26 protein-coding genes are annotated in these 24,757 nt (G+C 64.8%); 21 read left to right on the top strand and 5 right to left on the bottom strand.

Annotated elements, in window-relative coordinates; all coding sequences use genetic code 11:
- Nucleotides 1–2: 2 nt before the first annotated feature.
- The 15 genes from cbiB to B3M58_RS14320 all read left to right on the top strand — a co-directional run bounded on the left by cbiB (nt 3) and on the right by B3M58_RS14320 (nt 13,808).
- Nucleotides 3–905 (top strand): adenosylcobinamide-phosphate synthase CbiB, encoded by a 903-nt coding sequence (gene cbiB / locus B3M58_RS14250; protein ID WP_296220125.1) that lies wholly within the window; start codon nt 3–5, stop codon nt 903–905.
- A complete protein-coding gene (gene cobD / locus B3M58_RS14255) occupies nt 898–1,890 on the top strand; it encodes a threonine-phosphate decarboxylase CobD (RefSeq protein WP_296220057.1) in 993 nt (330 codons plus the stop codon). Before cbiB ends, cobD begins: the two co-directional genes overlap by 8 nt.
- Nucleotides 1,887–3,338, top strand: coding sequence for a cobyric acid synthase (locus B3M58_RS14260; protein WP_296220058.1), 1,452 nt, complete (start codon nt 1,887–1,889; stop codon nt 3,336–3,338). Before cobD ends, B3M58_RS14260 begins: the two co-directional genes overlap by 4 nt.
- Before the next feature lie 88 nt (nt 3,339–3,426).
- Nucleotides 3,427–3,948 (top strand): bifunctional adenosylcobinamide kinase/adenosylcobinamide-phosphate guanylyltransferase, encoded by a 522-nt coding sequence (cobU, locus tag B3M58_RS14265; RefSeq protein ID WP_296220059.1) that lies wholly within the window; start codon nt 3,427–3,429, stop codon nt 3,946–3,948.
- Entirely contained in the window at nt 3,945–5,000 is a 1,056-nt protein-coding gene (gene cobT, locus B3M58_RS14270; RefSeq protein WP_296220061.1) for a nicotinate-nucleotide--dimethylbenzimidazole phosphoribosyltransferase, read from the top strand. The genes cobU and cobT overlap by 4 nt, the downstream gene beginning before the upstream one ends.
- Nucleotides 4,997–5,572, top strand: a complete 576-nt coding sequence (cobC, locus tag B3M58_RS14275) for an alpha-ribazole phosphatase family protein (RefSeq protein ID WP_296220062.1) — start codon at nt 4,997–4,999, stop codon at nt 5,570–5,572. The genes cobT and cobC overlap by 4 nt, the downstream gene beginning before the upstream one ends.
- Nucleotides 5,569–6,294: an adenosylcobinamide-GDP ribazoletransferase gene (locus tag B3M58_RS14280; protein WP_296220064.1), complete on the top strand. Its 726-nt coding sequence runs from the start codon at nt 5,569–5,571 to the stop codon at nt 6,292–6,294. Before cobC ends, B3M58_RS14280 begins: the two co-directional genes overlap by 4 nt.
- Nucleotides 6,295–6,484: 190 nt before the next feature.
- A complete protein-coding gene (locus tag B3M58_RS14285) occupies nt 6,485–7,291 on the top strand; it encodes a hypothetical protein (RefSeq protein ID WP_296220066.1) in 807 nt (268 codons plus the stop codon).
- A 62-nt stretch (nt 7,292–7,353) separates the two neighbouring features.
- On the top strand, nt 7,354–7,767 hold the full coding sequence (locus B3M58_RS14290) for a MarR family winged helix-turn-helix transcriptional regulator (protein WP_296220067.1): 414 nt from the start codon (nt 7,354–7,356) through the stop codon (nt 7,765–7,767).
- A 42-nt stretch (nt 7,768–7,809) separates the two neighbouring features.
- Nucleotides 7,810–9,018 carry an MFS transporter gene (locus tag B3M58_RS14295; protein ID WP_414704092.1) on the top strand — a complete coding sequence of 403 codons (1,209 nt, stop codon included), beginning with the start codon at nt 7,810–7,812 and terminating at the stop codon, nt 9,016–9,018.
- A complete protein-coding gene (locus B3M58_RS14300; RefSeq protein ID WP_296220069.1) occupies nt 9,015–9,140 on the top strand; it encodes a hypothetical protein in 126 nt (41 codons plus the stop codon). The genes B3M58_RS14295 and B3M58_RS14300 overlap by 4 nt, the downstream gene beginning before the upstream one ends.
- A gap of 117 nt (nt 9,141–9,257) precedes the next feature.
- Entirely contained in the window at nt 9,258–9,824 is a 567-nt protein-coding gene (locus tag B3M58_RS14305) for a glutathione peroxidase (RefSeq protein ID WP_296220071.1), read from the top strand.
- A 114-nt stretch (nt 9,825–9,938) separates the two neighbouring features.
- Complete coding sequence (locus B3M58_RS14310; RefSeq protein ID WP_296220073.1) at nt 9,939–10,865, top strand: esterase/lipase family protein; 927 nt, start codon at nt 9,939–9,941, stop codon at nt 10,863–10,865.
- A 51-nt stretch (nt 10,866–10,916) separates the two neighbouring features.
- Entirely contained in the window at nt 10,917–11,996 is a 1,080-nt protein-coding gene (locus tag B3M58_RS14315) for a lipase secretion chaperone (RefSeq protein WP_296220075.1), read from the top strand.
- Nucleotides 11,997–12,032: 36 nt separating this feature from the next.
- A complete protein-coding gene (locus tag B3M58_RS14320) occupies nt 12,033–13,808 on the top strand; it encodes a hybrid sensor histidine kinase/response regulator (protein ID WP_296220076.1) in 1,776 nt (591 codons plus the stop codon).
- Between the two features lie 49 nt (nt 13,809–13,857).
- Here the strand turns inward: B3M58_RS14320 and B3M58_RS14325 are convergent, their stop codons facing one another.
- The 4 genes from B3M58_RS14325 to B3M58_RS14340 form a co-directional block, all read right to left on the bottom strand.
- Nucleotides 13,858–14,475, bottom strand: a complete 618-nt coding sequence (locus B3M58_RS14325) for a response regulator transcription factor (RefSeq protein WP_296220078.1) — start codon at nt 14,473–14,475, stop codon at nt 13,858–13,860.
- 68 nt (nt 14,476–14,543) lie between these two features.
- Entirely contained in the window at nt 14,544–15,806 is a 1,263-nt protein-coding gene (locus B3M58_RS14330; RefSeq protein WP_296220079.1) for an OmpP1/FadL family transporter, read from the bottom strand.
- Nucleotides 15,807–16,133: 327 nt separating this feature from the next.
- Nucleotides 16,134–16,613: a hypothetical protein gene (locus tag B3M58_RS14335; protein ID WP_296220080.1), complete on the bottom strand. Its 480-nt coding sequence runs from the start codon at nt 16,611–16,613 to the stop codon at nt 16,134–16,136.
- A gap of 216 nt (nt 16,614–16,829) precedes the next feature.
- Nucleotides 16,830–17,684: a sulfurtransferase gene (locus B3M58_RS14340; protein ID WP_296220082.1), complete on the bottom strand. Its 855-nt coding sequence runs from the start codon at nt 17,682–17,684 to the stop codon at nt 16,830–16,832.
- A 318-nt stretch (nt 17,685–18,002) separates the two neighbouring features.
- On the opposite strand from B3M58_RS14340, the gene gdhA reads away from it, so the two are divergent.
- Nucleotides 18,003–19,340: an NADP-specific glutamate dehydrogenase gene (gdhA, locus tag B3M58_RS14345; protein ID WP_296220083.1), complete on the top strand. Its 1,338-nt coding sequence runs from the start codon at nt 18,003–18,005 to the stop codon at nt 19,338–19,340.
- A gap of 191 nt (nt 19,341–19,531) precedes the next feature.
- On the top strand, nt 19,532–20,212 hold the full coding sequence (locus B3M58_RS14350) for a spermidine synthase (protein WP_296220085.1): 681 nt from the start codon (nt 19,532–19,534) through the stop codon (nt 20,210–20,212).
- Nucleotides 20,213–20,380: 168 nt separating this feature from the next.
- Here the strand turns inward: B3M58_RS14350 and B3M58_RS14355 are convergent, their stop codons facing one another.
- Nucleotides 20,381–21,442, bottom strand: coding sequence for an SMP-30/gluconolactonase/LRE family protein (locus B3M58_RS14355; RefSeq protein WP_296220086.1), 1,062 nt, complete (start codon nt 21,440–21,442; stop codon nt 20,381–20,383).
- A 237-nt stretch (nt 21,443–21,679) separates the two neighbouring features.
- Here B3M58_RS14355 and rnd point away from each other — a divergent pair, with 237 nt between their 5' ends.
- The 4 genes from rnd (at nt 21,680) to B3M58_RS14375 (ending at nt 24,710) form a co-directional block, all read left to right on the top strand.
- Nucleotides 21,680–22,813: a ribonuclease D gene (rnd, locus tag B3M58_RS14360; RefSeq protein ID WP_296220087.1), complete on the top strand. Its 1,134-nt coding sequence runs from the start codon at nt 21,680–21,682 to the stop codon at nt 22,811–22,813.
- Nucleotides 22,810–23,103 (top strand): YcgL domain-containing protein, encoded by a 294-nt coding sequence (locus B3M58_RS14365; protein ID WP_296220089.1) that lies wholly within the window; start codon nt 22,810–22,812, stop codon nt 23,101–23,103. Before rnd ends, B3M58_RS14365 begins: the two co-directional genes overlap by 4 nt.
- Nucleotides 23,104–23,132: 29 nt before the next feature.
- Nucleotides 23,133–24,065 carry a D-2-hydroxyacid dehydrogenase gene (locus tag B3M58_RS14370; protein ID WP_296220128.1) on the top strand — a complete coding sequence of 311 codons (933 nt, stop codon included), beginning with the start codon at nt 23,133–23,135 and terminating at the stop codon, nt 24,063–24,065.
- Nucleotides 24,066–24,260: 195 nt separating this feature from the next.
- A complete protein-coding gene (locus B3M58_RS14375; RefSeq protein WP_296220090.1) occupies nt 24,261–24,710 on the top strand; it encodes a YcgN family cysteine cluster protein in 450 nt (149 codons plus the stop codon).
- Nucleotides 24,711–24,757: the final 47 nt, after the last annotated feature.

Here is a 24,757-nt window from a genome sequence, read left to right on the forward strand (position 1 = left end):
GCCTGGTGTTCAGCGCCGTGGCCGGCGTGGCCCTGGATGCCGCCTTGGGTGAGCCGAAGGGCTGGCATCCGCTGGTGGCGTTCGGCCGTCTGGCCGAGCGCATCGAGCAGCGTTTCAACCCGGCCGGTGGCGGCTGGCGCAGCCATGGGGTTAGCGCCTGGTGCCTGGCGGTGTTGCCGCTGACCCTGCTGGCCGGGCTGCTGGCACAGGTGCCGGCCTTTGGCTGGGCGGTGGAGATTCTCGCCCTGTACCTGGCCCTGGGCCTGAAAAGCCTGGGCGAGCATGCCCAGCCAGTGGCGCAGGCGCTGCGCCTTGGCGACCTGGCCCTGGCCCGGCAGCGGGTCGGCTACATGGTCAGCCGCCACACCGCCGCGCTGGATGCCACCGGCGTGGCCCGTGCCGGCACCGAATCGGTGCTGGAAAATGGCTCGGATGCGGTGTTCGCCGCGTTGTTCTGGTTTCTCGTCGCCGGTGCGCCGGGCGTGGTGCTGTACCGCCTGAGCAATACCCTGGACGCCATGTGGGGCTATCGCAGCGCACGCTTCGAGCGCTTTGGCTGGGCGGCGGCGAAGATCGACGATGTGCTCAACTACGTCCCGGCGCGCTTGGTGGCGCTGACCTACGCGGTGCTCGGGCGGACCTGGCTGGCCTTGACCTGCTGGCAACGCCAGGCGCCGCAGTGGGACAGCCCCAACGCCGGCCCGGTGATGGCGGCGGGCGCTGGTGCCCTGGGTGTCAGCCTCGGCGGCGCGGCGCAGTACCACGGCGAGGTGCATGAGCGCCCGCAACTGGGTGAAGGGCCGTCGCCCAAGGCGCGGGACATCGAGCGGGCACTGAACCTGGTCAACGGCGGCGTGCTGCTGTGGCTGGCGCTACTGATCGCCATGGAGGTGCTACGTGCTTGAACATGGCGGCCGCTTGCGTGCGGCTTCGCAACGCTTTGCTATTCCCCTCGACGAGTGGCTCGACCTGTCCACCGGCATCGCCCCTTACGGCTGGCCGCTGCCGACGCTTGCCACACAGGCCTGGACCCGTCTGCCGGAGCTCGACGACGGCCTGGAGGCCGCTGCCCGCGATTACTACGGCGTTGCCAGTCTGTTGCCGGTGGCCGGTTCGCAGGCGGCGATCCAGGCGTTGCCACGGCTGCGCCGCAACGCCACGGTGGGCATCGTCTCGCCGGCCTACGCCGAGCACGCGGCGGCCTGGCAGCGCGAAGGCCATCGCCTGCTGGAAATCAGCGAAGCCGCGGTCAACCGCGCCCTGGAACGGCTCGACGTGCTGCTGCTGATCAACCCCAACAACCCCACCGGCCGGCGTATCGACAGCGCGCAACTGCTGGCCTGGCATGCGCGCCTGGCCGAACGCGGCGGCTGGCTGGTGGTGGATGAAGCCTTTATCGATTGCACCCCCGAGCACAGCCTGGCGACGTTCAGCCACTTGCCTGGATTGATCGTGCTGCGCTCGTTCGGCAAGTTCTTCGGCCTGGCCGGCATTCGTCTGGGGTTCGTGCTGGCCGAGCCTACGCTGCTCGAGCCACTGGCCGAGCTGCTGGGCCCCTGGACCGTCAGCGGTCCGGCGCGGGCGGTGGCCAGCGTGTTGTTGCAGGACAACGCCGGGCAGCAGGCCCAGCGCCAGCGCTTGAGCACCGATGGCGAACGTCTGGCGGCGCTGCTTGGCGCCCACGGCTGGCCGCCGACCGGCGGCTGCGCGCTGTTTCACTGGGTCGCCAGCGAGCGCGCCGGCGCCTTGCATGAATTTCTCGCCGCTAACGGCATTCTTACCCGTTTGTTTCTCAGCCCGAGCAGCCTGCGTTTCGGCCTGCCGGCGGATGAAACCAGCTGGCAGCGCCTGGAGCAGGCGCTGCGGGTCTTCGCCCTGGAGTCTGTATGAGCGTCACCCTGATGGTGCAAGGCACCACCTCCGATGCCGGCAAAAGCACCCTGGTGACCGCGCTGTGCCGCTGGCTCAAACGCCAGGGCGTCAGTGTGGTGCCGTTCAAACCGCAGAACATGGCGCTCAATAGCGCGGTCACCGCCGACGGCGGCGAGATCGGCCGGGCCCAGGCGGTACAGGCCCAGGCGGCCGGGCTGGCGCCGCACAGCGACATGAACCCGGTGCTGCTCAAGCCCAACAGCGACATCGGCGCCCAGGTGATCATCCATGGCCGTGCCCTCAGCAGCATGGATGCCGTGGCCTATCACGATTACAAGAAGGTGGCGATGCAGGCGGTGCTGCAATCGCACCAGCGCTTGAGCGCGGCCTACCCGGTGGTGATGGTCGAGGGCGCGGGTTCGCCGGCGGAGATCAATCTGCGCGCCGGTGACATTGCCAATATGGGCTTTGCCGAGGCGGTGGATTGCCCGGTGATCCTGATTGCCGATATCGACAAGGGCGGCGTGTTTGCCCATCTGGTCGGCACCCTGGCGTTGCTTTCCGAGAGCGAGCAGGCGCGGGTGCAGGGTTTTGTGATCAACCGTTTTCGCGGCGACATCGCCCTGTTGCAACCGGGCCTGGACTGGCTGCAGCAGCGCACCGGCAAGCCGGTGCTCGGCGTGCTGCCGTACCTGATGGATTTCCACCTGGAGGCCGAGGACGCCATCGACACCCGCCAGACCGCCAAGGCGGCCGAGACGCTCAAGGTGGTGGTGCCGGTGCTGCCGCGCATCAGCAATCACACCGATTTCGACCCGCTGCGCCTGCACCCGCAGGTCGAGCTGAGCTTTGTCGGCCCCGGCCAGACGATCCCGCCGGCCGACCTGATCATCCTGCCCGGCTCGAAAAGCGTGCGCGCCGACCTGGCCTTCCTGCGTCAGCAGGGCTGGGCGGCGGCCATCGCCAAACACCTGCGCTATGGCGGCAAGCTGCTGGGTATCTGCGGCGGCTTGCAGATGCTCGGCACGCAGATCGACGACCCGCATGGCCTGGAAGGGGCGGCGGGTTGCAGCGAGGGTTTCGGACTGCTGGATTTCACTACTGTGCTGGAGCCGCAAAAGCAGCTGCGCAATGTGCGCGGCCAGCTGTGCCTGGAACATGCCGCGGTCAGTGGTTACGAGATTCATGCCGGGGTCAGTACAGGTGCAGGCCTGAACGCGGCCGTGCGGCTGGACGATGGCCGCGCCGATGGCGGCCTGAGCGCCGATGGTCAGGTGCTCGGTACCTATCTGCACGGCCTGTTTGAAACCCCGCAGGCGTGCAGCGCGTTGCTGCGCTGGGCCGGCCTATGCGAGGTGCAGCAGGTGGATTACCACGCCTTGCGTGAGCGTGATATCGAGCGCTTGGCCGATCTGGTCGAGGCGCATCTGGATACTGAAAAACTGCGAACGCTATGTGGCCTGTAGGGTGGATCACGCTTTATCGATCCACCATTTGCGGCGCGATGGTGGATGTAGAAAACGACATCCACCCTACGGGGAGACAAGGTGAACCATGCGTGAACTGATTCTCGGCGGTGCCCGCTCTGGCAAAAGCCGCCTGGCCGAGCGTTTGGCCAGCGAATCCGGCCTGGCGGTGACTTATATCGCCACCAGCCAGGCGCTGGATGGCGAAATGAATACGCGCATCCAACATCACCGCGAACGCCGTCCGGCGCACTGGGGGCTGATTGAAGAGCCGCTCGAACTGGCGCGCGTGCTGCGCGAACAGGCGGCAGCGGAGCGCTGCCTGCTGGTCGATTGCCTGACCCTGTGGCTGACCAACCTGCTGCTGTTGGACGATCCGGCGCGCTTGCAGACCGAGCGCGAGGCTCTGCTCGATGCCCTGGTCGAACTGCCGGGGCGGCTCATCCTGGTCAGCAACGAAACCGGCCTGGGCGTGGTGCCGCTGGGCGAGCTGACCCGCCGTTATGTCGACGAGGCGGGCTGGCTGCACCAGGCGCTGGCCGGGCGCTGTGAGCGGGTGGTGTTTACCGTGGCGGGCTTGCCGATGTTGTTGAAGGGAGACGCGTTATGAGTCTGCACTGGTGGCAGAACCCCTGCCAGCCGCTGGATCACGTGGCACGCGGCAAGGCCCAGGCCCGCCAGCTAGAGCTGACCAAACCGGCCGGCGCGCTCGGCCAACTGGAGCAGCTGGCGATTCAGCTGGCGGCGCTGCAAGGTCGCCAGCGGCCGAGTGTCGAGCGGCTGTGGATTGGTATCTTCGCCGCCGACCATGGCGTGGTCGCCGAGGGTGTGTCGGCCTACCCGCAGGCGGTTACCGGGCAGATGCTGCGCAATTTCGTCGGCGGCGGGGCGGCTATCAGTGTGCTGGCCAAGCAGTTGGGGGCGACCCTGGACGTCGTCGACCTTGGCACCGCCGTACCGCTGGAAGCGCTACCCGGCGTGCGGCATTTGCACATCGGTGCCGGTACGCAGAACTTCCTTCACGGCCCGGCGATGACCTGCGCGCAGGCGCTGATTGCCTTGGAGGCTGGCCGCGACAGCGTCGCGCGGGCGCAGCAGGCCGGCGTCGAACTGTTTATCGGCGGCGAGATGGGCATCGGCAATACCAGCACCGCCACGGCGCTGGCGTGTTGGCTGCTGGGCTGCCCGGCGGCCGAGCTGGTCGGCCCCGGCACCGGTCTGGATGCGCCTGGGCTGGCGCGCAAGACGGCGGTGATCGACGCCGCCCTGGCCCTGCATCGGCCGGCCATCGGCGAGCCGATCGAGGCCTTGGTGCGCCTGGGCGGTTTCGAGATCGCCGCACTGACTGGCGCTTACCTGGCCTGCGCCCAGCGCGGCCTGCCGGCACTGGTCGATGGCTTTATCTGCAGCGTCGCCGCCTTGCTCGCCGTGCGCCTCAATCCCGCCTGCCGCGACTGGCTGCTGTTCGCCCACCGGGGCGCCGAGCCCGGGCATCGGCGGGTATTGCAGGCGATGCAGGCCGAACCCTTGCTCGACCTGGGCCTGCGCCTGGGCGAGGGCAGTGGCGCCGCGCTCGCCGTGCCTTTGCTGCAACTGGCCTGCCGGCTGCATAACGACATGGCCACCTTCGCCGAAGCCGCCGTGGCGGAGCGACCGGCATGACCCTGCACCTGGAACTGCTGCGCCACGGCGAAACGGAACTGGGCGGCGGCCTGCGCGGCAGCCTCGACGATGCGTTGACGGCCAAGGGCTGGGCGCAGCTGCGCGAGGCGGTTGTCGATGCCGGCCCGTGGGATCGAGTGGTCAGCTCGCCGTTGCAACGTTGTGCGCGATTTGCCGAGGAGCTGGCCGAGCAGCGCGGGCTGCCGTTGTCCCTGGAGGCGGACCTGCAAGAGCTGCATTTCGGCGCCTGGGAAGGGTGCAGCGCCGCCGAACTGATGCACCGCGATGCCGAGGCGCTGGGGCAATTCTGGAGCGACCCCTATGCCTTCACCCCGCCAGAAGGCGAGCCACTGCTGGCGTTCGAGGCGCGCGTGCTGGCGGCCCTGGCCCGGTTGCAGGCGCAACACAATGGCCAGCGCATCCTGGTGCTGACCCATGGCGGCGTGATGCGCCTACTGCTGGCGCGGGCCAGGAGCTTGCCGCGGCATGAGCTGTTACAGGTCAACGTTGGCCATGCCGAGCGCTTCCGCCTGCGCCTGGAGCGCACCGGGCATTTGCAGGAGCTGGCATGACACCGCTGTTGATCGCCGTGCAATTTCTCACCCGCCTGCCGATCAGCCTGGCGGGCCTGCCAACGCCCGTGCAGATCGGCCGCTCGCAGCTCTGGTACCCGCTGGTGGGGCTGCTGCTCGGCCTGCTGCTGGTGGCCGTGCAGGCCCTGCTCGACGCTACGCCGGTGCTGTTGCAGGCTGCGCTGCTGCTCGCCCTGTGGGTCGGGCTGAGCGGTGGCCTGCACCTGGATGGCCTGGCCGATAGCGCCGATGCCTGGGTCGGCGGTTTCGGCGATAGAGAACACACCCTGGCGATCATGCAAGACCCGCGCAGCGGGCCGATTGCCGTGGTGGTGCTGGTGCTGTTGTTGCTGCTCAAGTTCGCCGCGCTGGTGGCGCTGCTCGACGCCGGGCATGGCCTGTGGTTGCTGCTCGCGCCCTGGCTAGCGCGCGGGCTGTTGCCGCTGTTGTTCCTCACCACGCCCTATGTCCGTGCCGGCGGCCTGGGCCAGGCCTTGGCCGAGCATGTACCGCGCCGGCCATTGCCCTGGGTGCTCGCCAGCCATGCCGCGGCAGTCCTGTTGTTCGGCTGGCCTGGCGTGCTGGCCTTGCTGGTGGCCGCTGGGTTGTTCGTCTACCTGCGCCGAATGATGCTCAACCGCCTGGGCGGCAGTACCGGCGACACCGCCGGCGCACTGCTGGAACTGGTCGAGTGCGCGGTGCTGGTGGCGCTGGCGCTGTGACTCGAAGGTAAATCCACGCGGGGTCGGCTTGCACTGTACTGTTACGATTTTCCAGCCCCAGTGCGCGCGCAACGGACATTGCTCGCCTAGGGTCTAGGGACAACCACAATTAGTTCATAAGCCCATGCTGCGAAACCTACTCATGACCCTGGGGACGATGCTGGCTGCATCTGTGCTTCAGGCGCAGCAATTGACTTGGACTGTCGTGCCGTTGCCCGGTGCCTTCAATGTGCGCGACGCACAACTGGTCGATGGTTTGCTGTTCGAAGCCATGCAATTGATCGATGCGCAGCTGCCCGAGTGGCAGACGCGCTATGAAGTGCTCTCGCTGGCTCGCCTGGAGCAGCGCATGGGCGAGCGCGGCGAATCGTGCAGCAGCGGCCAGCTGAAAAGCGCCGAGCGTGATCGACAGGGGTATTTCGTGCCCTACCTGTTGTCCACGCCGATGCATGTGCTGGTGCGCCGGCAAACCCTTGAGCAACTGCTGATCGAGGACGGCCAGGTCAGCCTGGCCTGGTTGTTCGCCAACCCCTACCTGCGTGGCGCCTTGGCCAAAGCGCGGGCCTACCCGCCGGATATTCGCCAGGCGTTGCAACGGGCGCTAGCCGAAGGGCGTTTGCAGGAGCTGGGCGGCAGCGTGGCCGGCGATAATCTGCTGCTGATGGTCAGTCACCGGCGTCTCGACTACGTGTTCGATTACCCGCTGATCTACACCGAGGTGGCCCGCACCTATAGCCTCAGCGAACCGTTGGTCAGCGTGCCGCTGCGCGAAAGTGCACAACTGGTGCCGGTGGGTATCTATTGCCCGCGCAGCGAGTGGGGCATGCGGATGGCGCGGCGTATCGATCAGGCCGTGCGCAAGGCGGCGCAGCAGCCGCAAGACTTTATGGCGCTGCACGAGCGCTGGTTGCCGGCCGAGGTGTATCAGCGTTACCACGCACAATTGCAGGGTTACTACCGTGAACGGGCGCGGATGTCGGCTGCTCCTGCGCCTTGAACACGCAACGCAGAGCGGATTTTGCGTTGCTTTCGGGATGATGCGGGTATATACACGTATCCATGTTGCCGACCCCTTGTCTCTGTACCAAATTACGCCGTGCGACGCGCAGCGTGAGCAAGCTCTACGACGATGCGCTGATAGCTGTCGGGTTGAATGTCGCCCAATATTCGCTGCTGAAAAACCTGCAACGGCTGAATCGGCCGAGTATCACCGACCTGGCCGAGGCCGTGGGGCTGGAGCGCAGTACGCTGGGCCGCAACTTGCAGGTACTCGAGGCGAAGGGTTTGATCGTGCTGGCCGACGGCGAGGATCAGCGTAATCGTCTGGTTTGCCTGACCACGGCCGGCCAGGGTTGTCTGGCTCAGGCGTTGCAAGCCTGGGAGCAGGCGCAGGAGCAACTGTCTCAGCGCATCGGGGCGCAGCAAAAAGTGGCCTTGATGGCGCTACTCGATGATCTACAAACACTCGACTGACTTTTTCGGTGAAGCGGGTCGCGACCCGCGAAAGGACGCTTTATGACTGCTGTGTGGCGCAAGAGTGGCTGGATCCTTCTCGGGGCTTCCTTGATCCTGGCGCTGTCGCTGGGTATTCGCCACGGTTTCGGCCTGTTCCTGGCGCCGATGAGTGCCGAGTTCGGCTGGGGGCGCGAAGTGTTCGCCTTCGCCATCGCTTTGCAGAATTTGATCTGGGGCTTGGCGCAACCCTTTGCGGGCGCCGTGGCCGACCGTTTCGGCGCGCAGCGCACCGTGATCGTCGGCGGCATTCTGTATGCCGCCGGCCTGCTGCTGATGGGCTTGGCGGACTCGGCCGGGTCGTTGTCGCTGAGCGCCGGGTTGTTGATCGGCATCGGCCTGTCCGGCACCTCGTTTTCGGTGATTCTCGGCGTGGTCGGTCGCGCCGTACCTGTGGAGAACCGCAGCATGGCCATGGGCATCGCGGCGGCGGCGGGTTCCTTCGGTCAGTTCGCCATGTTGCCGGGCACCCTGGGGCTAATCAGCTGGCTCGGCTGGTCCGCCGCCTTGCTCGCCCTCGGCATGCTGGTAGCGCTGATCGTGCCGCTGGCGGCGATGATCAAGGACAACCCGCTGCCGGTACTGGCCCACGAGCAAACCCTCGGCGAGGCGTTGCGCGAGGCCTGCGGCCATTCAGGCTTCTGGCTGCTGGCGCTGGGCTTTTTCGTTTGCGGCTTCCAGGTGGTGTTCATCGGCGTGCATTTGCCGGCCTACCTGGTCGACCAGCACCTGCCGGCGTTGGTCGGCACCACGGTGCTGGCGCTGGTGGGGCTGTTCAATATCTTCGGCACCTACATCGCCGGCTGGCTTGGTGGGCGGATGTCCAAGCCGCGTTTGCTCAGCGCCCTGTACCTGGCCCGCGCGGTGGTGATCGCCGCCTTTATCCTGACGCCGCTGACGGTGTGGAGCGCGTATGCCTTCGGGATCACCATGGGCCTGTTGTGGTTGTCGACGGTGCCGCTGACCAACGGCACCGTGGCCACCTTGTTTGGCGTGCGCAACCTGTCGATGCTCGGTGGCATCGTCTTCCTCTTCCATCAGCTCGGCGCCTTTCTCGGTGGCTGGCTGGGCGGTTATCTGTACGACCAGAGCGGCAACTATGACCTGGTGTGGCAGATCGCGATTCTCCTCAGTCTGCTGGCGGCGGCGCTGAACTGGCCGGTGCGCGAGCAGCCCGTGGCACGTCTGCGCGATGCCGGAGCCCTGGCATGAAAACCACGCCTTGGCTGGGTGCGAGCCTGGCGCTGGGCGCTGCTGCCGTGCTGGGGTTGATCTGGTGGGGCTGGCAGCAGGGCGGTTTGGCGTTTTTGCAGTTGGGCTTGGGGGTTTGCTAGTTGGGCCGTGATGCCCCGGTGGCAAGTGTTGTTGCAGCTGGTTACGTCTCGCCGATTGCTGTTGGCAGGTGCGGCGAGTAGCGTTTTCCACGGTTTGTCCTGTTCGAGGTAATGCCCATGTCGCTGCGCACCTTCGTTGTTCCTCTGCTGCTCGGCGTTCTGACGCTTGCAGTCATGCCGTCTGCGAGCCTGGCCGCCGAATGTCCGGCCCTGTTGCAAGGCGAGCTGCCGAAACTGCGCGCCAAGGAGCGCATCGACCTGTGCAGCCAGTTCGCCGGTAAACCGCTGGTGGTGGTCAATACCGCCAGCTTTTGCGGTTTCACCCCGCAATTCAAAGGGCTGGAAGCTTTGTACCAGCGCTATAAAGGGCAAGGCTTGCAGGTGCTCGGTGTGCCGTCGGACGACTTCAAGCAGGAGTCCGGCGATGCCGAAGAAACCGCCACGGTTTGCTTCGTCAATTACGGTGTGACCTTCAGCATGAGCGAGACGCAGATTGTCACCGGCGCGCAGGCGATTCCGTTGTTCAAGGAGCTGGCGGCGCAGAGTCAGGCGCCGCGCTGGAACTTCGCCAAGTACGTGGTGGATCGCCAGGGCAAGGTGGTCGCCAGCTTCTCCAGCCGCACTCAGCCGGATGACCCCGAGTTGATCGCGGCGGTGGAGAAGGCCATCGCCTCGGCGCCCTGAGCCAGGCCCTTCACCCATCTGGGCGATGGGCTGGCACGCGTTGCCTCCTTAGACTTGTGGCACGCCGGACGCAGTTTCCCGGCGTGCCCACAAGAAAAATAATGGAGGCACCCCATGCGTCGCGTCTTTACTACTGCCCTGGCCGCTGTGGCCCTGGTCGGCGCCGTCGAGGCCCAGGCCAACTATACCCAAACCAAATACCCGATCGTGCTGGTGCACGGCGTCACCGGCTTCAACACCATCGGCGGGTTGATCAACTACTTCCACACCATTCCCTGGAACCTTGAGCGTGATGGCGCCAAGGTGTATGTCGCCAGCGTGGCGGCGTTCAACGACAGCGAGCAGCGCGGCGCCGAACTGGCCCGACAAATCGTGCCATGGGCCGGCGCCAATGGCGGCAAGGTCAACCTGATCGGCCACAGTCAGGGCTCGCCGACCTCGCGCGTGGCCGCGTCCTTGCGCCCCGATCTGGTGGCCTCGGTGACCTCGATCAACGGTGTCAATAAAGGCTCGAAAGTCGCCGACGTGGTGCGCGGCGTAATCCCGGCCAACGGCGCCATCGAAGGCGGCGCCAATGCCGTCGCCAATGCCATCGGTTCGATCATCAACCTGCTGTCCGGCAGCAACAATTCGCAGAATGGCCTGGCCGCCCTGAAAACCCTGACCACGGCCGGCACTGCGGCGCTCAACAGCCGCCACCCATGGGGCGTGAACAACTCCAGCTATTGCGCCAAGTCCAGCGAAACGCACAACGTGCGTGGGCATACCATTCGCTACTTCTCCTGGACCGGTAACGCGTCCTACACCAATGTCTTCGATGCGGTCGATCCGTTCCTGGCCATCACCGGCCTGGCCTTCGGCAGCGAGAAGAACGATGGGCTGGTCGGCGTTTGCTCGAGCTACCTGGGCCAAGTACTCGGCGACAGCTACAACATGAACCACGTCGATGCGATCAACCACCTGTTCGGCATCCGCGGCTGGACCGAGCCAGTGTCGCTCTACCGTCAGCATGCCAACCGCCTGAAAAACAAAGGCGTCTGATCCCAGTCGTACTCGCGGGCTGCGCCCTGCAGCCCGCTATCCGGAGGTCGCATGCCCTTGCCGTTACGTTCCATCGTCTTAGTGAGCTTGCTTGCCCTCGGTGCTGCCGCACTGACCCTCTACTGGCAATGGCCGACGCCCGTCGCGCCCACAACCAGCTCCGCCAGCGTGGTTAAACCCGCTGTCGCCGCTACCCCGTCAAACCCCTCGTTCAGCCAACCGACACCAACCGTCACCGCGCGGGCAACGCCGCAGGTGCTGCTGCCAAGCATGCTCGGTACCGAGGTCGACGGTGATTTGAAAACCGACAGCGCGGGTAATCTGCAGCTCGATTTGGCGGTGCGTGACTACTTCGATTATTTTCTCAGCGCCGCCGATCAGGCTGGGTTAGAGGTGGCGGTCGAGGCGTTGCTGGCCGATGCCGGTAGCCGTTTGCAGGAGCCGGCGTTGGGTCAGTTGATCGGCGTGCTGGGCGATTATCTGGACTACAAACGCGCCAGCCTGGCGCTGCTGCAGCAACCACTGAGTGTGCAGCAACAAGCTCAGCCGCAGGCGCAATTAAGCATGTTGCAGCAGGCTTTTGACAGTCTGGCGCAGCTGCGTCGGACCCACTTTTCCAGTGGCGCGGTCGAGGCCTTGTTCGGCGCCGAGGAAGCCTATGCTCGGTACACGCTCGATAGCCTGATGCTGCTGGGACGCGACGATTTGAGCGAGCAGGCCAAGGCCGATGCGCAAGAGCAGTTGCGCGGGCAATTGCCGCAGGCCATGCGTGCCAGCGAGGAGCGTCAGAGCCAGGCTTTGGCGCAGCAAGCGCAGAGCGAGCAGCTGTGGCGTGAGGGCGCGAGCGAGGAACAGGTGCGGCAGTTCCTCACCTTGACCTATGATCCCGCGACGGTCGAGCGCTTGCTCGCCGAGCAACGTAGCGAGCGCAGCTGGCAACAGCGTTATGCGGCTTACCAACAGCAGCTGGCGAGTCTGCAAGGCAATGGCCTGAGCCCGGCGGATCGACAACAGGAACAGCAGCGTTTGCGTCAGCGGTTGTTTAGCGCCGAAGACCAGCACCGAGTGGATACCTATGACGCGATTGCCGCCAAACAACAGAACAGCGCGAGCGAAACCCCGGAGCTGTAAAGCGCGCCCGGTAGTGGGCCACACAGGCTGTCAGCGATGAACCTGGAGCAGGAAGAGCGCCTGCTGCTGGCGCAACAGCGCCGCGGTCATCGGCGCTTGTGTTTTGTTCCGGCTCTGGAGCAGCGCTTCGTCGAACACCGCGTGCAGCGCGTGCAACGCCGGTTGCTGCTGATCGCCAGCACGGCGATCGTGTTTCAACTGATCTACGCCGTCCTGGATTTACTGCTGCTCCCGTTGGCCGTCAGCCTCTCGGCATTGTCCTTGCGGGTGCTGGCGATGCTCGGCGTGGTGCTGGTGGTGCTCTATTACCGCCGGCCGCAAAGCCCGCCGCGCCGCGCCTTGCTCGCTTACATCGGGGCGTATGCGTTGAACGGCGTCTGCGTCGCCGTGATCATTCACCTGTGCTGGGTCCAAGGCGTGGTGATGCCGTATGACGGGTTGTTCCTGATCCTGTTGTTCGGTTATGTGCTGCTTGGGGTGTCCTTTCGCGCTGTCAGCCTGGCGGCCTGGGGCTTTTGCGCCGTATACCTGCTGCTCGGTGTACTGTTGACCGAACCCGGCGGTGTGCTCGCCTATCATGGCCTGTTTCTGACCTGTGCCAACCTGATTGGCAGCGTCGGCGCCTACCTGCAAGAGCACGGTCAGCGTGGCGCCTGGCTCAACCTGCGTTTGCTCGACCTGGCCCGCCAACGCGCCGAAGCCGACGATGCGCGCAAGCTGCGTCTGCTGGCCGCCGCCAGCCACGACCTGCGCCAACCGCTGAACGCCATGGGTTTGTATGCTCAGCACCTGCTCGAGCAAAGCCAGGAGCCGAGCATCCGGCGGGTCAGCAGCCGTCTGGCGGTTTCGGTGGAGCAACTCAGCCGCTTGCTGCAATCGTTGCTCGACTACACCCGCCTGACGCTACCCGGCGGCGTGCAGGCCAAACCGCAAGCCTTCGCGTTGCGCCCGCTGCTTGAACGCTTGAGCGGCGAGACCCGGCGCGAAGCCGAGTTACAGGGTGTCGAACTGGAGCTGCAATGCGCCGAACTGTGGGTGCGTAGCGACCCGCTGTTGCTCGAGCGGGTACTGCGTAACCTGCTCAATAATGCGCTGCGCCACGCCCAGGCGCGGCATGTGCGCATCACCGCCAGGGAAGATGCCGGCATGCTGCTGCTGGAGGTGGCCGACGACGGCCAAGGGCTGTCGGCGGAGGAGCAGGCGCAGGTTTTCGAGGAGTTTCGCCAGCTGGACAATCCAGGGCGCAATGCCGAGCGTGGTCTGGGCCTGGGCCTGGCTATCGTCCAGCAACTGGCGGCGCTGCTGGAGCATCCGTTGCAGCTGCACTCCAGCCCGGGGCAGGGGGCGTGCTTTGGGCTGCGTTTGCCGCTTGCGGCCGCTGGCGAATGGCAGCCGCGCACCCCTGTTGGTGCGGCCCTCAGCGGACGCATCCTGCTATTGGAGGATGACAGTGCCGGGCGCGAAGCCTTGTCGGGTTTGCTACAACGCTGGGGGTGTCAGGTTTGGGCTTGCGCCGACTTGCCGACGGCCTTGCAATGTTTGGGCGAAGCGGCGCCGCAGTTGTTGATCAGTGATTACCGACTGGCGGCGGCAGAGGATGGCCTGCGCGCCATCGAGCGCTTGCGTGAGGAGGCCGGACGCATGCTGCCGGCGTTGTTGATCAGCGCCGATATCAGCCCCGAGTTGCAAGAGCGGTGCAGCCCCGCGCATGTCACCTTGCTCGGCAAGCCTCTGCTGCCGGCACGCTTGCGCCAAGCCCTGGCGGTGATGCTGCCGACCCCGGCGGCGCACCAGGTCGCCAGCGAAGGCTGAGCCCGCACCCCGCGTTCAGCCCACCGAAAGCGCGGCAATGCATGGCCTTTTACAGCCAGCCACGTTGCCGCGCGGCGTTTACGCAGGCGGTGCGGGTGTGCACGTCGAACTCCTGAAACAGCGCTTTCAGGTGGGTTTTCACCGTGTCTTCGGACAGCCCCAGTTGGCGGCTGATGGCCTTGTTCGGCAAACCGTCGGCCAATAACAGTAGGATTTCCCGCTGTCGGGGAGTGAGTTGCGGCTTGTCGCTGGCGCCTGGCGCCGGCAGGGTTTCACCCAGCAGTACGCGGGTTACTGCTTGGCGCAGGGCATCGCTGTCGGCGCTTTTCGGGATAAAACCGAGTGCCCCGGCCGCCAGCGCCGCTTGTGCATCGAGGCTGGAGTCGCTGGCGCTGAGAATCGCCACCGGTGTCAGGCGTCCTTGCTGTTGCCAGCGCTGCAACAGGTCGAGACCGGCGACATCCGGCAGGCGCAGGTCGAGCAGGATCAAATCGAAATCGTCTTGGCGCAGGCAGGCTTCCGCCTCGGCGGCATTTTGCGCGGTCTGGATATGCAGGTTCGGGCAGAGCGGCGCTAGTGCCAGGCTGAGGCCGTCGAGGAAAATCCGATGGTCATCCACCAACAACAGGCGCAGATGTTCGGGCAAGGCAGTACAGAGTGCTGTCATGGCTGTCTCACGCGGCTTTTTTTATGTTTATGGTCGCCGCGCGAGTGTAGCGCAAACCGCTGGTTGAATTAGAAGCGGTAGGTCACTTGCGCACCCAAGCCGTGGGCGGAATTTTTGTAGGTGGAACTGTATGTGCCCTTGAGCGGTTCGTTGAGGGCGATCTCGCTGTCGTCTTCCTTGAGGTAGGAGTAGGCCACGTCGATGGTCACCTGGTCATTCGGGCTCCAGGCGGTGCCCAGGCTGAGGATTGTGCGGTCGCCGGTGGGAATGCGTGGCGAGCGGTGCCGATTGTTGGTGGGCGACTGATCGACCGCGAGGCCCGCGCGCAAGATCCATTGCGGGTTCAACTTGTAGGCGGCACCCACGGCGTGCGCCCAGGTGTCGTGCCACTGCTGGTCTTCGGTGAGGGTGCTGAACACCGACGACAACGGCCCGCCGACGTTCTGGCTGTTGACGGTGATTTCTTCCAGGCGGCTCCAGCGCGTCCAGGTGCTGCCGGCGTAGACCGTCCAGCGCGCGTTGAGGTCGTGGGTCACCGAGACGTCCAGCGACTCCGGGGTTTGCAGGTCGAGCGAGGCATCGTACTTGCCGGCCGCGCTGGCGAAGGTGCCACCGCCCTCGATCTCGGTGTCGCCCTTCAGCCGGTAGTCGACCTTGGAATGGTAGGTCAGGCCGAAGCGGGTGTGCGGGCTCAACTCGAACAGCACGCCGGCGTTGAAGCCCAGCGCGGTGTCGTTGCCTTTGATTGTTACCCTGCCGGTGTTGCCCGCGACGAAGGGGTCGGAGAGTGTCGAGGAGAGTTCGCCGTCGATGCGGTTAAGGGTTGGGCCGAAGCCGATCGACAGGTGCTCGTTGATGCGGTAGCTGAGGGTCGGCTGCAGAGTGATCACCCGCACTTCGCTGCGGTCGCCATAGGCGCGGCCTTGGAAGCTGCGTTCGTAGTCGGTGACCAGGCCGAACGGCACGTACATGCCGAAACCAAAGGTCCAGCGGTCATCCAGCGGGTTGACGTAATAGCCCATCGGCGCGCCGATGAACGGCACCATGTCGCCGTCGTTGCTGCCCGGCGTGCTGCCGCTGGCATCGTCGATAGCGGTTTTGGCGTTGAGCAGGGCGACCCCGCCGCTGACTTGTTCGCGCTTCAGGCGCGCCATGCCGGCGGGGTTGCCGAATACCGTGCTGGCATCCTCGGCGGACGACGAGCGGCCAGCAAAGGCGGTGCCCATGTTGCTGACGCTCTGTTCATTGATGGCGAAGCCGCCGGCCAGGCTGTAACTGGATGCGGCGGTAATGGCGAGGGCGAAGCTGGTCTTGAGGACGCGTTGGCTCACAGGGGGCTCCTTGGTTAAGCGGGGGCGCAACCTAGGAGCCTGTCGGACTTGACCGTTCGTCGCGAGGGAAAGTCCGGATCGAGTCAGTTTTGTTGATCTTTCGAGGCGCATAGCGAGCTATTTAACGAGAAAGAGCGGCAAACATGACCGAATCCATCCAGAAGAGGGGCTTTTTCGCAGTAGAGCAGCGTTAAGTCCGACAGGCTTCTAGCAGGCTCTGCTGACCCCTGACAAGCCGCTGAAGTTCCCGTAATAGAGCGGTTTTGTCCGATAAGTGAAGGCAATATGCTGGCGTTTTCCGCAGTCGTGAACGCCTGTGCAGGCCCGTCAGGCGACTTGGCTAAGGGTGCCGATGCAGCGTTTCCAGGCGTCGATGAAGTCGCGTGGCCGACCTTGGGGGTGGAATACCTGACACCAGATATGCGCCAGGCCGAGGAGGTCTTCGGCTTCGGGCAATACGCTGTTTTGCGCCTCGATCAGCATCCAGGCGATGGCCGTGGCGTAACGCAGGTTGACGGTGAGTTCCAGGTGCGGCGCCGCGAGGAAGGCATGCTGACTGGCCAGCCCGCGGACTTGGCTGGCGAGGTCGGGGTCGCGCGCCAGGTGTGAGTCCCAGAGTTGTTGATGACTGGCTTCGGCGATGCGGTACAGGCCATGGCCGTGGCAATCGTCGAGGGCGCTGCCGAGCCCGGATTGGCAGGCCGCGGCACCCAATAACAGGGCTTCGGCGGAAGGGGAGTGGCGCCCCAGGTAGATCAAGGTGGGGCGGATAACGTGCTGACGCAACTCGCAGGCGGCGATTCCCATAGAGCCCTCACGAAAGGTGACCGGTGGGGCCAGGGCGCATGGCAGCTTCTGATGATTTTAATAAAGGCCCCACCGGCAGCGGGGTTAGCCGCTTGATTTGAAGTGTAGTGCGACCTTTGGCGTGTAAAGGGCTGTTTTTAAATTGTTTTCAGCTTTCGCTTATTACCTATATTCCAGGCGGTGCTTAGCCCGCCATGATTTGCCATAACCCTGGGATCAGTCGCCAGTGGCCACCGGACGGCTCGGATCGGTGATCCATTCGCTCCACGACCCGGCATACAGCGGCGCCAGCGGGTAGCCCGCCAGGCACAGGGCGAACAGGTTGTGGCAGGCGGTGACGCCGGAGCCGCAGTAGGCCACCAGCTCGCTGGCCGGGCGCGTGTCGAGTTGCGCGGCGAAGCGTTGGCGCAACTGCGCGGCCGGCAGGAAGCGGCCGGTGCTGTCGAGGTTGTCGGTGAACACTGCGCAGCGGGCGCCGGGAATATGCCCGGCCACTGGGTCGAGCGGTTCCACCTCACCGCGAAAGCGCGGCAGGGCGCGGGCGTCGAGCAAGGTTAGCTGTGGGTTGTGCAAGCGTTGCTGGACCTGCTCGGCGCTCAGCACCAGGCTGGCATCGGCGTGCCCGGCGAAGTCGCCAGGTGCGCGGCTTGGCTGTGCTTGCGTCAGCGCGAAACCCGCCGCACGCCAGGCCTGCAGGCCGCCGTCGAGCAGGTACACGCCATCGCGCTTGCCCAGCCAGGCCAGCAACCACCAGGCGCGTGCGGCAAATGCGCCGGGGCCGTCGTCATACAGCACCACGCTGCTGTTGGCGCACAGGCCCCATGCACGCAGGCGCGCAAGCAGTTGCGCTGGGTTCGGTAAGGGGTGACGGCCACTGATGCCTTTATGCACCGGGCCGGAGAGATCGCGCTCCAGGTCGGCGAACTGCGCGCCGGCGATGTGCCCTTCGGCAAAGCTGCGCTGGCCGTAGGCCGGGTCATCGAGGGCGAAGCGACAGTCGAGCAGGACCACGTTGGCGTTGCCGAGACGGGTATGCAGGTCGGCGGCGCTGATCAGTTGGGCAAGCGGCATGGCGAGGCCTTTGCTGTGACAAGGATGCCGACCATCATAGCGCCAAGGGTGTGGGTTTGGCCGGCCGTTGGGGGCATGGCGATGTGCTGGCGGTTTGTTCGTGACGCTGTGGATGGCTTGATATGCACTTTTTCTCAGCGCGTTCAGGGTTTATTGCGTGCGTTTAGCGCGGTTTATGCCGGGTAATCCTGCCCGACAGGGGGTGGTCGATTTTTTGTGTACTAGAAAGTTTCAGATAGGCGACATTTTGATCTATTTTTGTGTTTTTTTGCCTGATAAAGTGCCGCGCATTCTGTTGCTGTAGCGTCGAGGTGCTGCATGTCGTTGTCCGTTGAAGCTTTCCTGTCGCGCCTCAAACAGCGCGATCCTGACCAGCCGGAGTTCCATCAGGCGGTCGAAGAGGTGGTGCGCAGTCTCTGGCCTTTTCTTGAGGCCAATCCGCGTTACTGGGAGGCCGGTATCCTTGAGCGCATGGTTGATCCGGAGCGCGCCATCCTGTTTCGCGTGCCCTGGGTCGACGACCGCGGACAGGTTCAGGTCAATCGCGGCTATCGGATTCAGATGAGCAGTGCCATCGGCCCCTACAAGGGCGGCCTGCGTTTCCACCCTTCGGTGAACCTGGGCGTGCTCAAGTTCCTGGCCTTTGAGCAAGTGTTCAAGAATTCACTGACGTCGTTGCCCATGGGCGGCGGCAAGGGCGGCGCGGATTTCGACCCTAAAGGCAAGAGCGAAGGCGAAGTCATGCGCTTTTGTCAGTCGTTCATGAGTGAGCTGTACCGCCATATTGGTGCGGACCTCGACGTGCCGGCTGGTGATATCGGCGTTGGCGGTCGCGAGATTGGTTACCTGTTCGGTCAGTACAAGCGCTTGTCCAACCAGTTCACCTCGGTGTTTACCGGCAAAGGGCTGACCTATGGCGGTAGCCTGATCCGCCCGGAGGCCACCGGCTATGGTTGCGTCTATTTCGCCGAGGAGATGCTCAAGCGTCTCTCGCAGGGCTTCGAGGGCAAGCGCGTGGCCATCTCCGGCTCTGGCAACGTGGCTCAGTATGCGGCGCAGAAGGTCATGGAATTGGGCGGTCGAGTGATCTCGCTGTCCGACTCCGAAGGCACGCTGTACAGCGAGGGCGGCCTGAGCAGCGAGCAGTGGCAGTACCTGATGGAGCTGAAAAACGTGCGCCGTGGTCGCCTGCGTGAGATGGCCGAGCATTATGGCTTGCAGTTCCTCGTCGGTCAGCGGCCATGGCGGTTGCCATGCGACATCGCCTTGCCCTGCGCGACACAGAACGAGCTGGACGGCGAGGATGCGCGGGCGCTGTTGAAGGGTGGCTGTATCTGCGTGGCTGAGGGCGCTAACATGCCCTCGACCCTGGAAGCAGTGGATCTGTTCGTCGAAGCCGGCATCTGCTACGCCCCAGGCAAGGCCTCCAACGCCGGCGGCGTAGCCACTAGCGGTCTGGAGATGAGCCAGAACGCCATGCGCCTGCACTGGAGCGCTGGCGAGGTGGATGAACGTCTGCATGGCATCATGCAGAACATCCATCACGCCTGCGTGCATTACGGCGAGGAAAACGGCCGCATCAACTACGTCAAGGGCGCCAACATCGCGGGCTTCGTCAAGGTCGCCGAGGCTATGCTGGCTCAAGGCGTGGTCTGAGCCGCCCAAAGCCGCGCATGGGCATGCGCGGCCTTGTCGTTTCGGCGCACGGCCGCGGTTGGCGCTGCGTATGGCGATGTACCGGCGCGCCGCGGGCGATGCCCCTGGCGGCCTGAGGATTTGCGTCCATTGCCGCTCAACTTCAGGCATGCTGCGTGCCCCTCATTTCCCCACGCAGGTGACCGCCCAGCATGAAGCGTTTTGTTTTGCTCGATACGGCTCCGATTCCCGGAACGGATGGCGCGCTCTGCCTGTTCGAATACGGCGAGGACTTCGTGATCAAGATCGCCGGTGGCGATGGCGGTCAGTTGATGAACACGCGCATGCATGGCTCCGAGGATGCGTTGGCAGCGATTCCCTGCAAGCAAATTGCCAATCGCCCGCAGGCGCGGGTGTTGATCGGTGGGTTGGGCATGGGCTTCACTCTGGCTGCGGCGTTACAGCACCTGGGAGCCGATGCCGAGGTGGTGGTGGCCGAATTGGTGCCGGGGGTGGTCGAGTGGAATCGCGGGCCGCTCGGCGCCAAAGCCGCCTATCCGTTGCACGACCCGCGCACAACGGTGGTGCAGGACGATGTCGCCAATCTGCTGAAAGCCGCCGAGCAGGCGTATGACGCGATCATGCTGGACGTCGACAACGGTCCCGAGGGCCTGACCCAGAAGGGCAACAGCTGGCTGTATTCCATGGATGGGCTGGCGCGCTGCAATAAGGCCTTGCGGGCGAAAGGCATGTTGGCCGTGTGGTCGTCGAGTGCCGACCGCAAGTTCTCCGAGAAGGTGCGTAAGGCCGGCTTCAAGGTGGAAGAAGTGCAGGTCTACGCCCACGGCAATAAAGGCACGCGTCACACCATCTGGATCGCGCAGAAGCTTTAGCCGCAGCCCATGGCTGCGAAGCGCGTAGATGAAGCAGCCCGTAGGGTGGGTTAGCCGTAGGCGTAACCCACCAGCCAGGTCGAACCCGTCGCGAGCGATGCCCATGGCGCTACCGCTATCGGTGGGTTACGTCGCTACGCGGACAACCCACCCTACACAGGTTGCGGCTCAACGAATCTTCAGCTTGCCGATGCGGTCGTTGTCCAGGCTGCCGAAGTACAGGTAGTCGCCCACCGGCTTGACCGAGGTGACCATGCGCAGGTGGGTGCCGCTGGTGTCGTGCAGGCTGCGCACGATCTCGCCTTGTTCGTTGATGGCGATGGCGAAGCCGTAGGGGATCGCCTTGGGCCACAGCGCGCGCGGCAGTTTGGCCATTTGCGCTTTCAGCCACGGGTGGCGGTGGAGGAAGTCGGCATCGGCTTTGCGCGGTGTCGGCAGGGCCACCCAGAAGGTGCCGTTGCGGTCGCCTTGCAGGTTGTCCGGCAGGCCCGGCAGGTTGTCGATAAATACATCGTGGCTGCCGGCTTTCTCGCCAGTGAGCCAATAACGGGTGATGCGGTAGCGGTAGGTTTCGTTGACCAACACGAAATCTTCGTTGGCCGACAGCGCCACGCCGTTGGCGAAATACAGATCCTTGAGCAATACCTTGGTGGTGCCGCTGGCCGGGTCGTAGCTGAGCAAGCGGCCATGCGGGCGGGCTTCGAGCAGGTCGAGCAGGTAGTCCGGCTGCTCGAAGCGCGAGGAGGCGTCGCTGAAGTAGATGGTGCCGTCGCGGGCGATATCCAGGTCGTCGGTGAATTTGAACGGCAGGCCGTCGGCCTCGCGGGTAAGTACCTTGATCTGCCCCTGGGTATCGATGCTGAGTAAGCCCTTGTAGGCATCGGCGACGATCAGCTTGCCGCTGGCGTCGAAGTCCATGCCCAGCGGGCGGCCCTGGGTGTCGGCGAAGGTCTCCACGCTGCCGTCGGCCTTGATTCGCACGATGCGCCCATCGTGCAGGCCGCTGTAGACTTGGCCCTGGGCGTCCACGGCGGTGTCTTCCGGGCCATGCACCTGGCCACGGCCGAGCAGCTCGGCCTTCATCAGGGTGTCGTTGGGCTCCAGCACGCCGGTCATGGTTGGCGCTGGCGGCGCCTCCCAGGCGAGCGGGTCGATAGGGCTGGGTGTTACCAACAGATAGAGCGCCACGGCGGCGATTACCAGGGCGAGTAGGCCAAGCAGTTTCTTCATTGTTGTTATTCCTTGTGCTGAAGCTGACCGAGTGCTGTGAGCGGCCGCCAGATTACACAGGTCGCTGTCTTCACGCACCGCTGGGCATGTGGTGCGGGTCGCTCAGGCGCTCGACCACGGCTTCTGCTTGAGTTGAGCACGAAGTGGCGGCTGTAGACGTTGCGCCGCAGGTGCGATGAAACGTCAGCAGACCCGCGGGCGATATATACTGCGCGGCATTCTTCAGGGGAGAGCCGTGTGGCTATTGAGATTCAGTGGATTCGTGACAACGCCAGCCTGGCGCACTACTGCGCCAGCTGGCGTAGCCTGCCATTCGTGGCTGTGGACACCGAATTTATGCGGGTCGATACGTTCTACCCGATCGCCGGTCTGTTGCAGGTCAGCGAGGGTGAGCGGGCGTACTTGATCGATCCTCTGCTGATCAGTGACTGGGCACCCTTCGCCGAACTGCTGGTGGACCCGGCCGTGGTCAAGGTGCTGCACGCCTGCAGCGAAGACCTGGAAGTGTTCCTGCGCCTGACCGGCAGCCTGCCGACGCCGCTGTTCGATACCCAACTGGCCGCCGGTTACCTCAATCTCGGCTTCTCCATGGGCTATTCGCGCCTGGTGCAGGCGGTGCTGGCCATCGAGCTGCCGAAAGGCGAGACCCGCTCCGATTGGCTGCAACGGCCGCTGTCGGAAACCCAAGTCAGCTACGCCGCCGAAGATGTGTTGCACCTGGCCGAGGTCTACGCCGCGCTGCAACAGCAACTGGCGCCGGAAAAGAACGCCTGGGTGCTGGAAGACGGTGCCGAGCTGGTGGCCAACCTGGGCCGTGAAATTGCCCCCGAGGATGCCTACCGCGAAGCCAAACTGGCCTGGAAGCTGTCCCGCGCGCAACTGGCGGTGCTGCGCGAGCTCTGTGCCTGGCGCGAGCGTCAGGCGCGGGTGCGCAACCAGCCACGCAACCGGATCATCCGCGAGCATTCGCTGTGGCCGTTGGCCCGTACTCAACCGGATAACCTGGTGGCCCTGGCGCGGATCGAGGACATGCACCCGAAAACCGTGCGTCAGGACGGTGAATTCCTCCTGCAACTGATCAAAAGCGCCGCCGCCACAGCGCCCGCCGATTGGCCGCAAGCATTGCCCGAACCCTTGCCGGTAGACGCCTCGACGTTGCTGAAGAAGCTGCGTGCGGTTGGCCAGCGCGAAGCCGAACGCTTGAACATCGCCCCCGAGTTGATGCTGCGCAAGAAAACCCTCGAAGCCCTGCTGAAAAGCGGCTACCCCAATGGGCCTTATCAGCTGCCGGACACCTTGCGCGGCTGGCGCCGTGAATTGATGGGCCAGGCGTTGCTCGATTGCCTGGCCGCTGAAGGAGAATCCGCGTGAAACGTATCTGTTCGATCTACAAAAGCCCGCGCAAGAACGAGATGTACCTCTACGTGCTGCGCAGCGATGCACTCAAGCGCGTGCCGGAGTCCTTGCTGGTGGCCTTTGGGCCGCCGACCCATGCGTTCGACATGGTGCTCACGCCGGAGCGCACCCTGGCCCGCGAGGACATCCACGCGGTGCTGGCCAACCTCGATCAGCAGGGTTATCACCTGCAAATGCCGCCGGCGGAAGACGACTACATCGAGCACCTGCCAGACGAACTGCTACGCCGTAACGACCCGGTATAAACCCGATGTCCGCATGCGCGCAGCCTCCCGTGCGGGTATTGCTCGGCGAAACCGAGCACGCCCGCTATGCCGACCTGCTGCGGCAGGCCGCCCCGGTGCTGGAGCTAGTGGGTAGTGACGATGCCGCTGAGCTGGCGCGCTGGGCTGACAGATGTCCGCTCTGGCTGGGGCAGCCGGATCTGCTTGCCAAACTGTTGCGCCAGGGCCATCGGCCGCAGTGGCTGCAATCGACCTGGGCCGGCATCACGCCATTACTGGCCGCCGATTTACCGCGCGATTACCGCCTGACCCGCGCCGTGGGCATCTTCGGCCAGGTGATGGCCGAGTATGTGTTGTGTCACCTGCTGGCACATGAGCGCGAGCTGTTTGCGCGCCTGGCCGCGCAGGTCGAGCAGCGCTGGGACAACCGCCAGCCGCAGAGTTTGGCCGGGCGCCGGGTGCTGATCGTCGGTGTCGGCGATATCGGCTTGAGCGTGGCGCACTTGCTCGCGCCTTTTGCTGTGGTGCTGTGTGGCGTGGCCAGTCATGCGCGTGTAGTGCCGCCATTTAGCGAGGTGGCGGGGCTGGACGCTTTGCCACGTTTGGCCGCTGACGCCGACTACGTGATCAACTTGCTGCCGGATACTCCGGCCACCCGCGACGTATATGACGCCGCGCTGTTCGCCCGACTCAAGCCCAGCGCGTTGTTGATCAATGCCGGACGCGGCGCGGCGGTGGTCGATGCCGATCTGGTGGCGGCGCTTGAGCGCGGCCAGTTGGCGGGTGCGGTGATCGATGTCTGCCGTCAGGAACCGTTACCGCCGGGGCATGCGTTCTGGACGGCGCCGCACCTGTTACTCACCGGGCACAGCGCCGCGCCCACCGACCCACGCCTCATGGCCCGGCTGTTTCTCGACAACCTGGCACGCTACCGCGCGGACACCGAGCTGCGTGGTTTGGTGGACTTCGTCCGCGGCTATTGAGTGCGTTGGATGAAATCCGTGATCGCGGCAGACGGTGGACATGCGCAGCTTGTCCACCGTCTGCCGCTTAGGCGGCGGACAAGTCGCGCTGCGGCATGTCCGCCCTACGGCCGCCATTCGGCGTGCCAGCCTTGGCCGCAGGCAGTCGCCAGGCTAGACTGCCGGCCTTTTCGCTCGTCACTCGTAACCCTCGCCATGGCCGCCAAAGTCGAACCCTTCTGGAAACGCAAAACCCTCGCTCAACTCGACCAGGACGAGTGGGAGTCGCTGTGCGACGGCTGTGGTCTGTGCTGCCTGCAAAAGCTCGAGGACGAGGACGACGGCAGCGTGTATTACACGCGCATCGCCTGCCAGCTGCTCGACCTGAAAACCTGCCGCTGCACCGACTACGCTAACCGCAGGCAGTTCGTCGCCGATTGCATCCAGCTCACTCCGGCCCAGGCCGATCAGTTCCAGTGGTTGCCGCCGACCTGCGGCTATCGGCTGATCAGCGAGGGCAAAGACCTGCCACTGTGGCACCACCTGGTGTGCGGCGATCCCGAGGCCGTGCACATCGAACGTATTTCCCAGTCCGGGCGCATGCTCAGCGAAAAAAGCGTGGCCGAGGACGACTGGGAGGATTACCTGATCTTCCGCGCCGGTTGAATTGCTGCGCTGCTTTTCGGTCTACGACTGCACTGCACCGTCCCGCC

The sequence above is a fragment of the Pseudomonas sp. UBA2684 genome, from assembly GCA_002354655.1.
GTDB lineage: Bacteria > Pseudomonadota > Gammaproteobacteria > Pseudomonadales > Pseudomonadaceae > Aquipseudomonas.

Excerpts from the sequence above, each read along its gene's own strand:
- B3M58_RS14260 (WP_296220058.1), top strand. The coding sequence starts at position 1,887 with ATGAGCGTCACCCTGATGGTGCAAGGCACCACCTCCGATGCCGGCAAA.
- cobU (WP_296220059.1), top strand. The coding sequence starts at position 3,427 with ATGCGTGAACTGATTCTCGGCGGTGCCCGCTCTGGCAAAAGCCGCCTG.
- cobT (WP_296220061.1), top strand. The coding sequence starts at position 3,945 with ATGAGTCTGCACTGGTGGCAGAACCCCTGCCAGCCGCTGGATCACGTG.
- cobC (WP_296220062.1), top strand. The coding sequence starts at position 4,997 with ATGACCCTGCACCTGGAACTGCTGCGCCACGGCGAAACGGAACTGGGC.
- B3M58_RS14280 (WP_296220064.1), top strand. The coding sequence starts at position 5,569 with ATGACACCGCTGTTGATCGCCGTGCAATTTCTCACCCGCCTGCCGATC.
- B3M58_RS14290 (WP_296220067.1), top strand. The coding sequence starts at position 7,354 with ATGTTGCCGACCCCTTGTCTCTGTACCAAATTACGCCGTGCGACGCGC.
- B3M58_RS14295 (WP_414704092.1), top strand. The coding sequence starts at position 7,810 with ATGACTGCTGTGTGGCGCAAGAGTGGCTGGATCCTTCTCGGGGCTTCC.
- B3M58_RS14300 (WP_296220069.1), top strand. The coding sequence starts at position 9,015 with ATGAAAACCACGCCTTGGCTGGGTGCGAGCCTGGCGCTGGGCGCTGCT.
- B3M58_RS14305 (WP_296220071.1), top strand. The coding sequence starts at position 9,258 with ATGTCGCTGCGCACCTTCGTTGTTCCTCTGCTGCTCGGCGTTCTGACG.
- B3M58_RS14310 (WP_296220073.1), top strand. The coding sequence starts at position 9,939 with ATGCGTCGCGTCTTTACTACTGCCCTGGCCGCTGTGGCCCTGGTCGGC.
- B3M58_RS14315 (WP_296220075.1), top strand. The coding sequence starts at position 10,917 with ATGCCCTTGCCGTTACGTTCCATCGTCTTAGTGAGCTTGCTTGCCCTC.
- B3M58_RS14320 (WP_296220076.1), top strand. The coding sequence starts at position 12,033 with ATGAACCTGGAGCAGGAAGAGCGCCTGCTGCTGGCGCAACAGCGCCGC.
- B3M58_RS14325 (WP_296220078.1), bottom strand. The coding sequence starts at position 14,475 with ATGACAGCACTCTGTACTGCCTTGCCCGAACATCTGCGCCTGTTGTTG.
- B3M58_RS14335 (WP_296220080.1), bottom strand. The coding sequence starts at position 16,613 with ATGGGAATCGCCGCCTGCGAGTTGCGTCAGCACGTTATCCGCCCCACC.
- B3M58_RS14340 (WP_296220082.1), bottom strand. The coding sequence starts at position 17,684 with ATGCCGCTTGCCCAACTGATCAGCGCCGCCGACCTGCATACCCGTCTC.
- gdhA (WP_296220083.1), top strand. The coding sequence starts at position 18,003 with ATGTCGTTGTCCGTTGAAGCTTTCCTGTCGCGCCTCAAACAGCGCGAT.
- B3M58_RS14350 (WP_296220085.1), top strand. The coding sequence starts at position 19,532 with ATGAAGCGTTTTGTTTTGCTCGATACGGCTCCGATTCCCGGAACGGAT.
- B3M58_RS14355 (WP_296220086.1), bottom strand. The coding sequence starts at position 21,442 with ATGAAGAAACTGCTTGGCCTACTCGCCCTGGTAATCGCCGCCGTGGCG.
- B3M58_RS14375 (WP_296220090.1), top strand. The coding sequence starts at position 24,261 with ATGGCCGCCAAAGTCGAACCCTTCTGGAAACGCAAAACCCTCGCTCAA.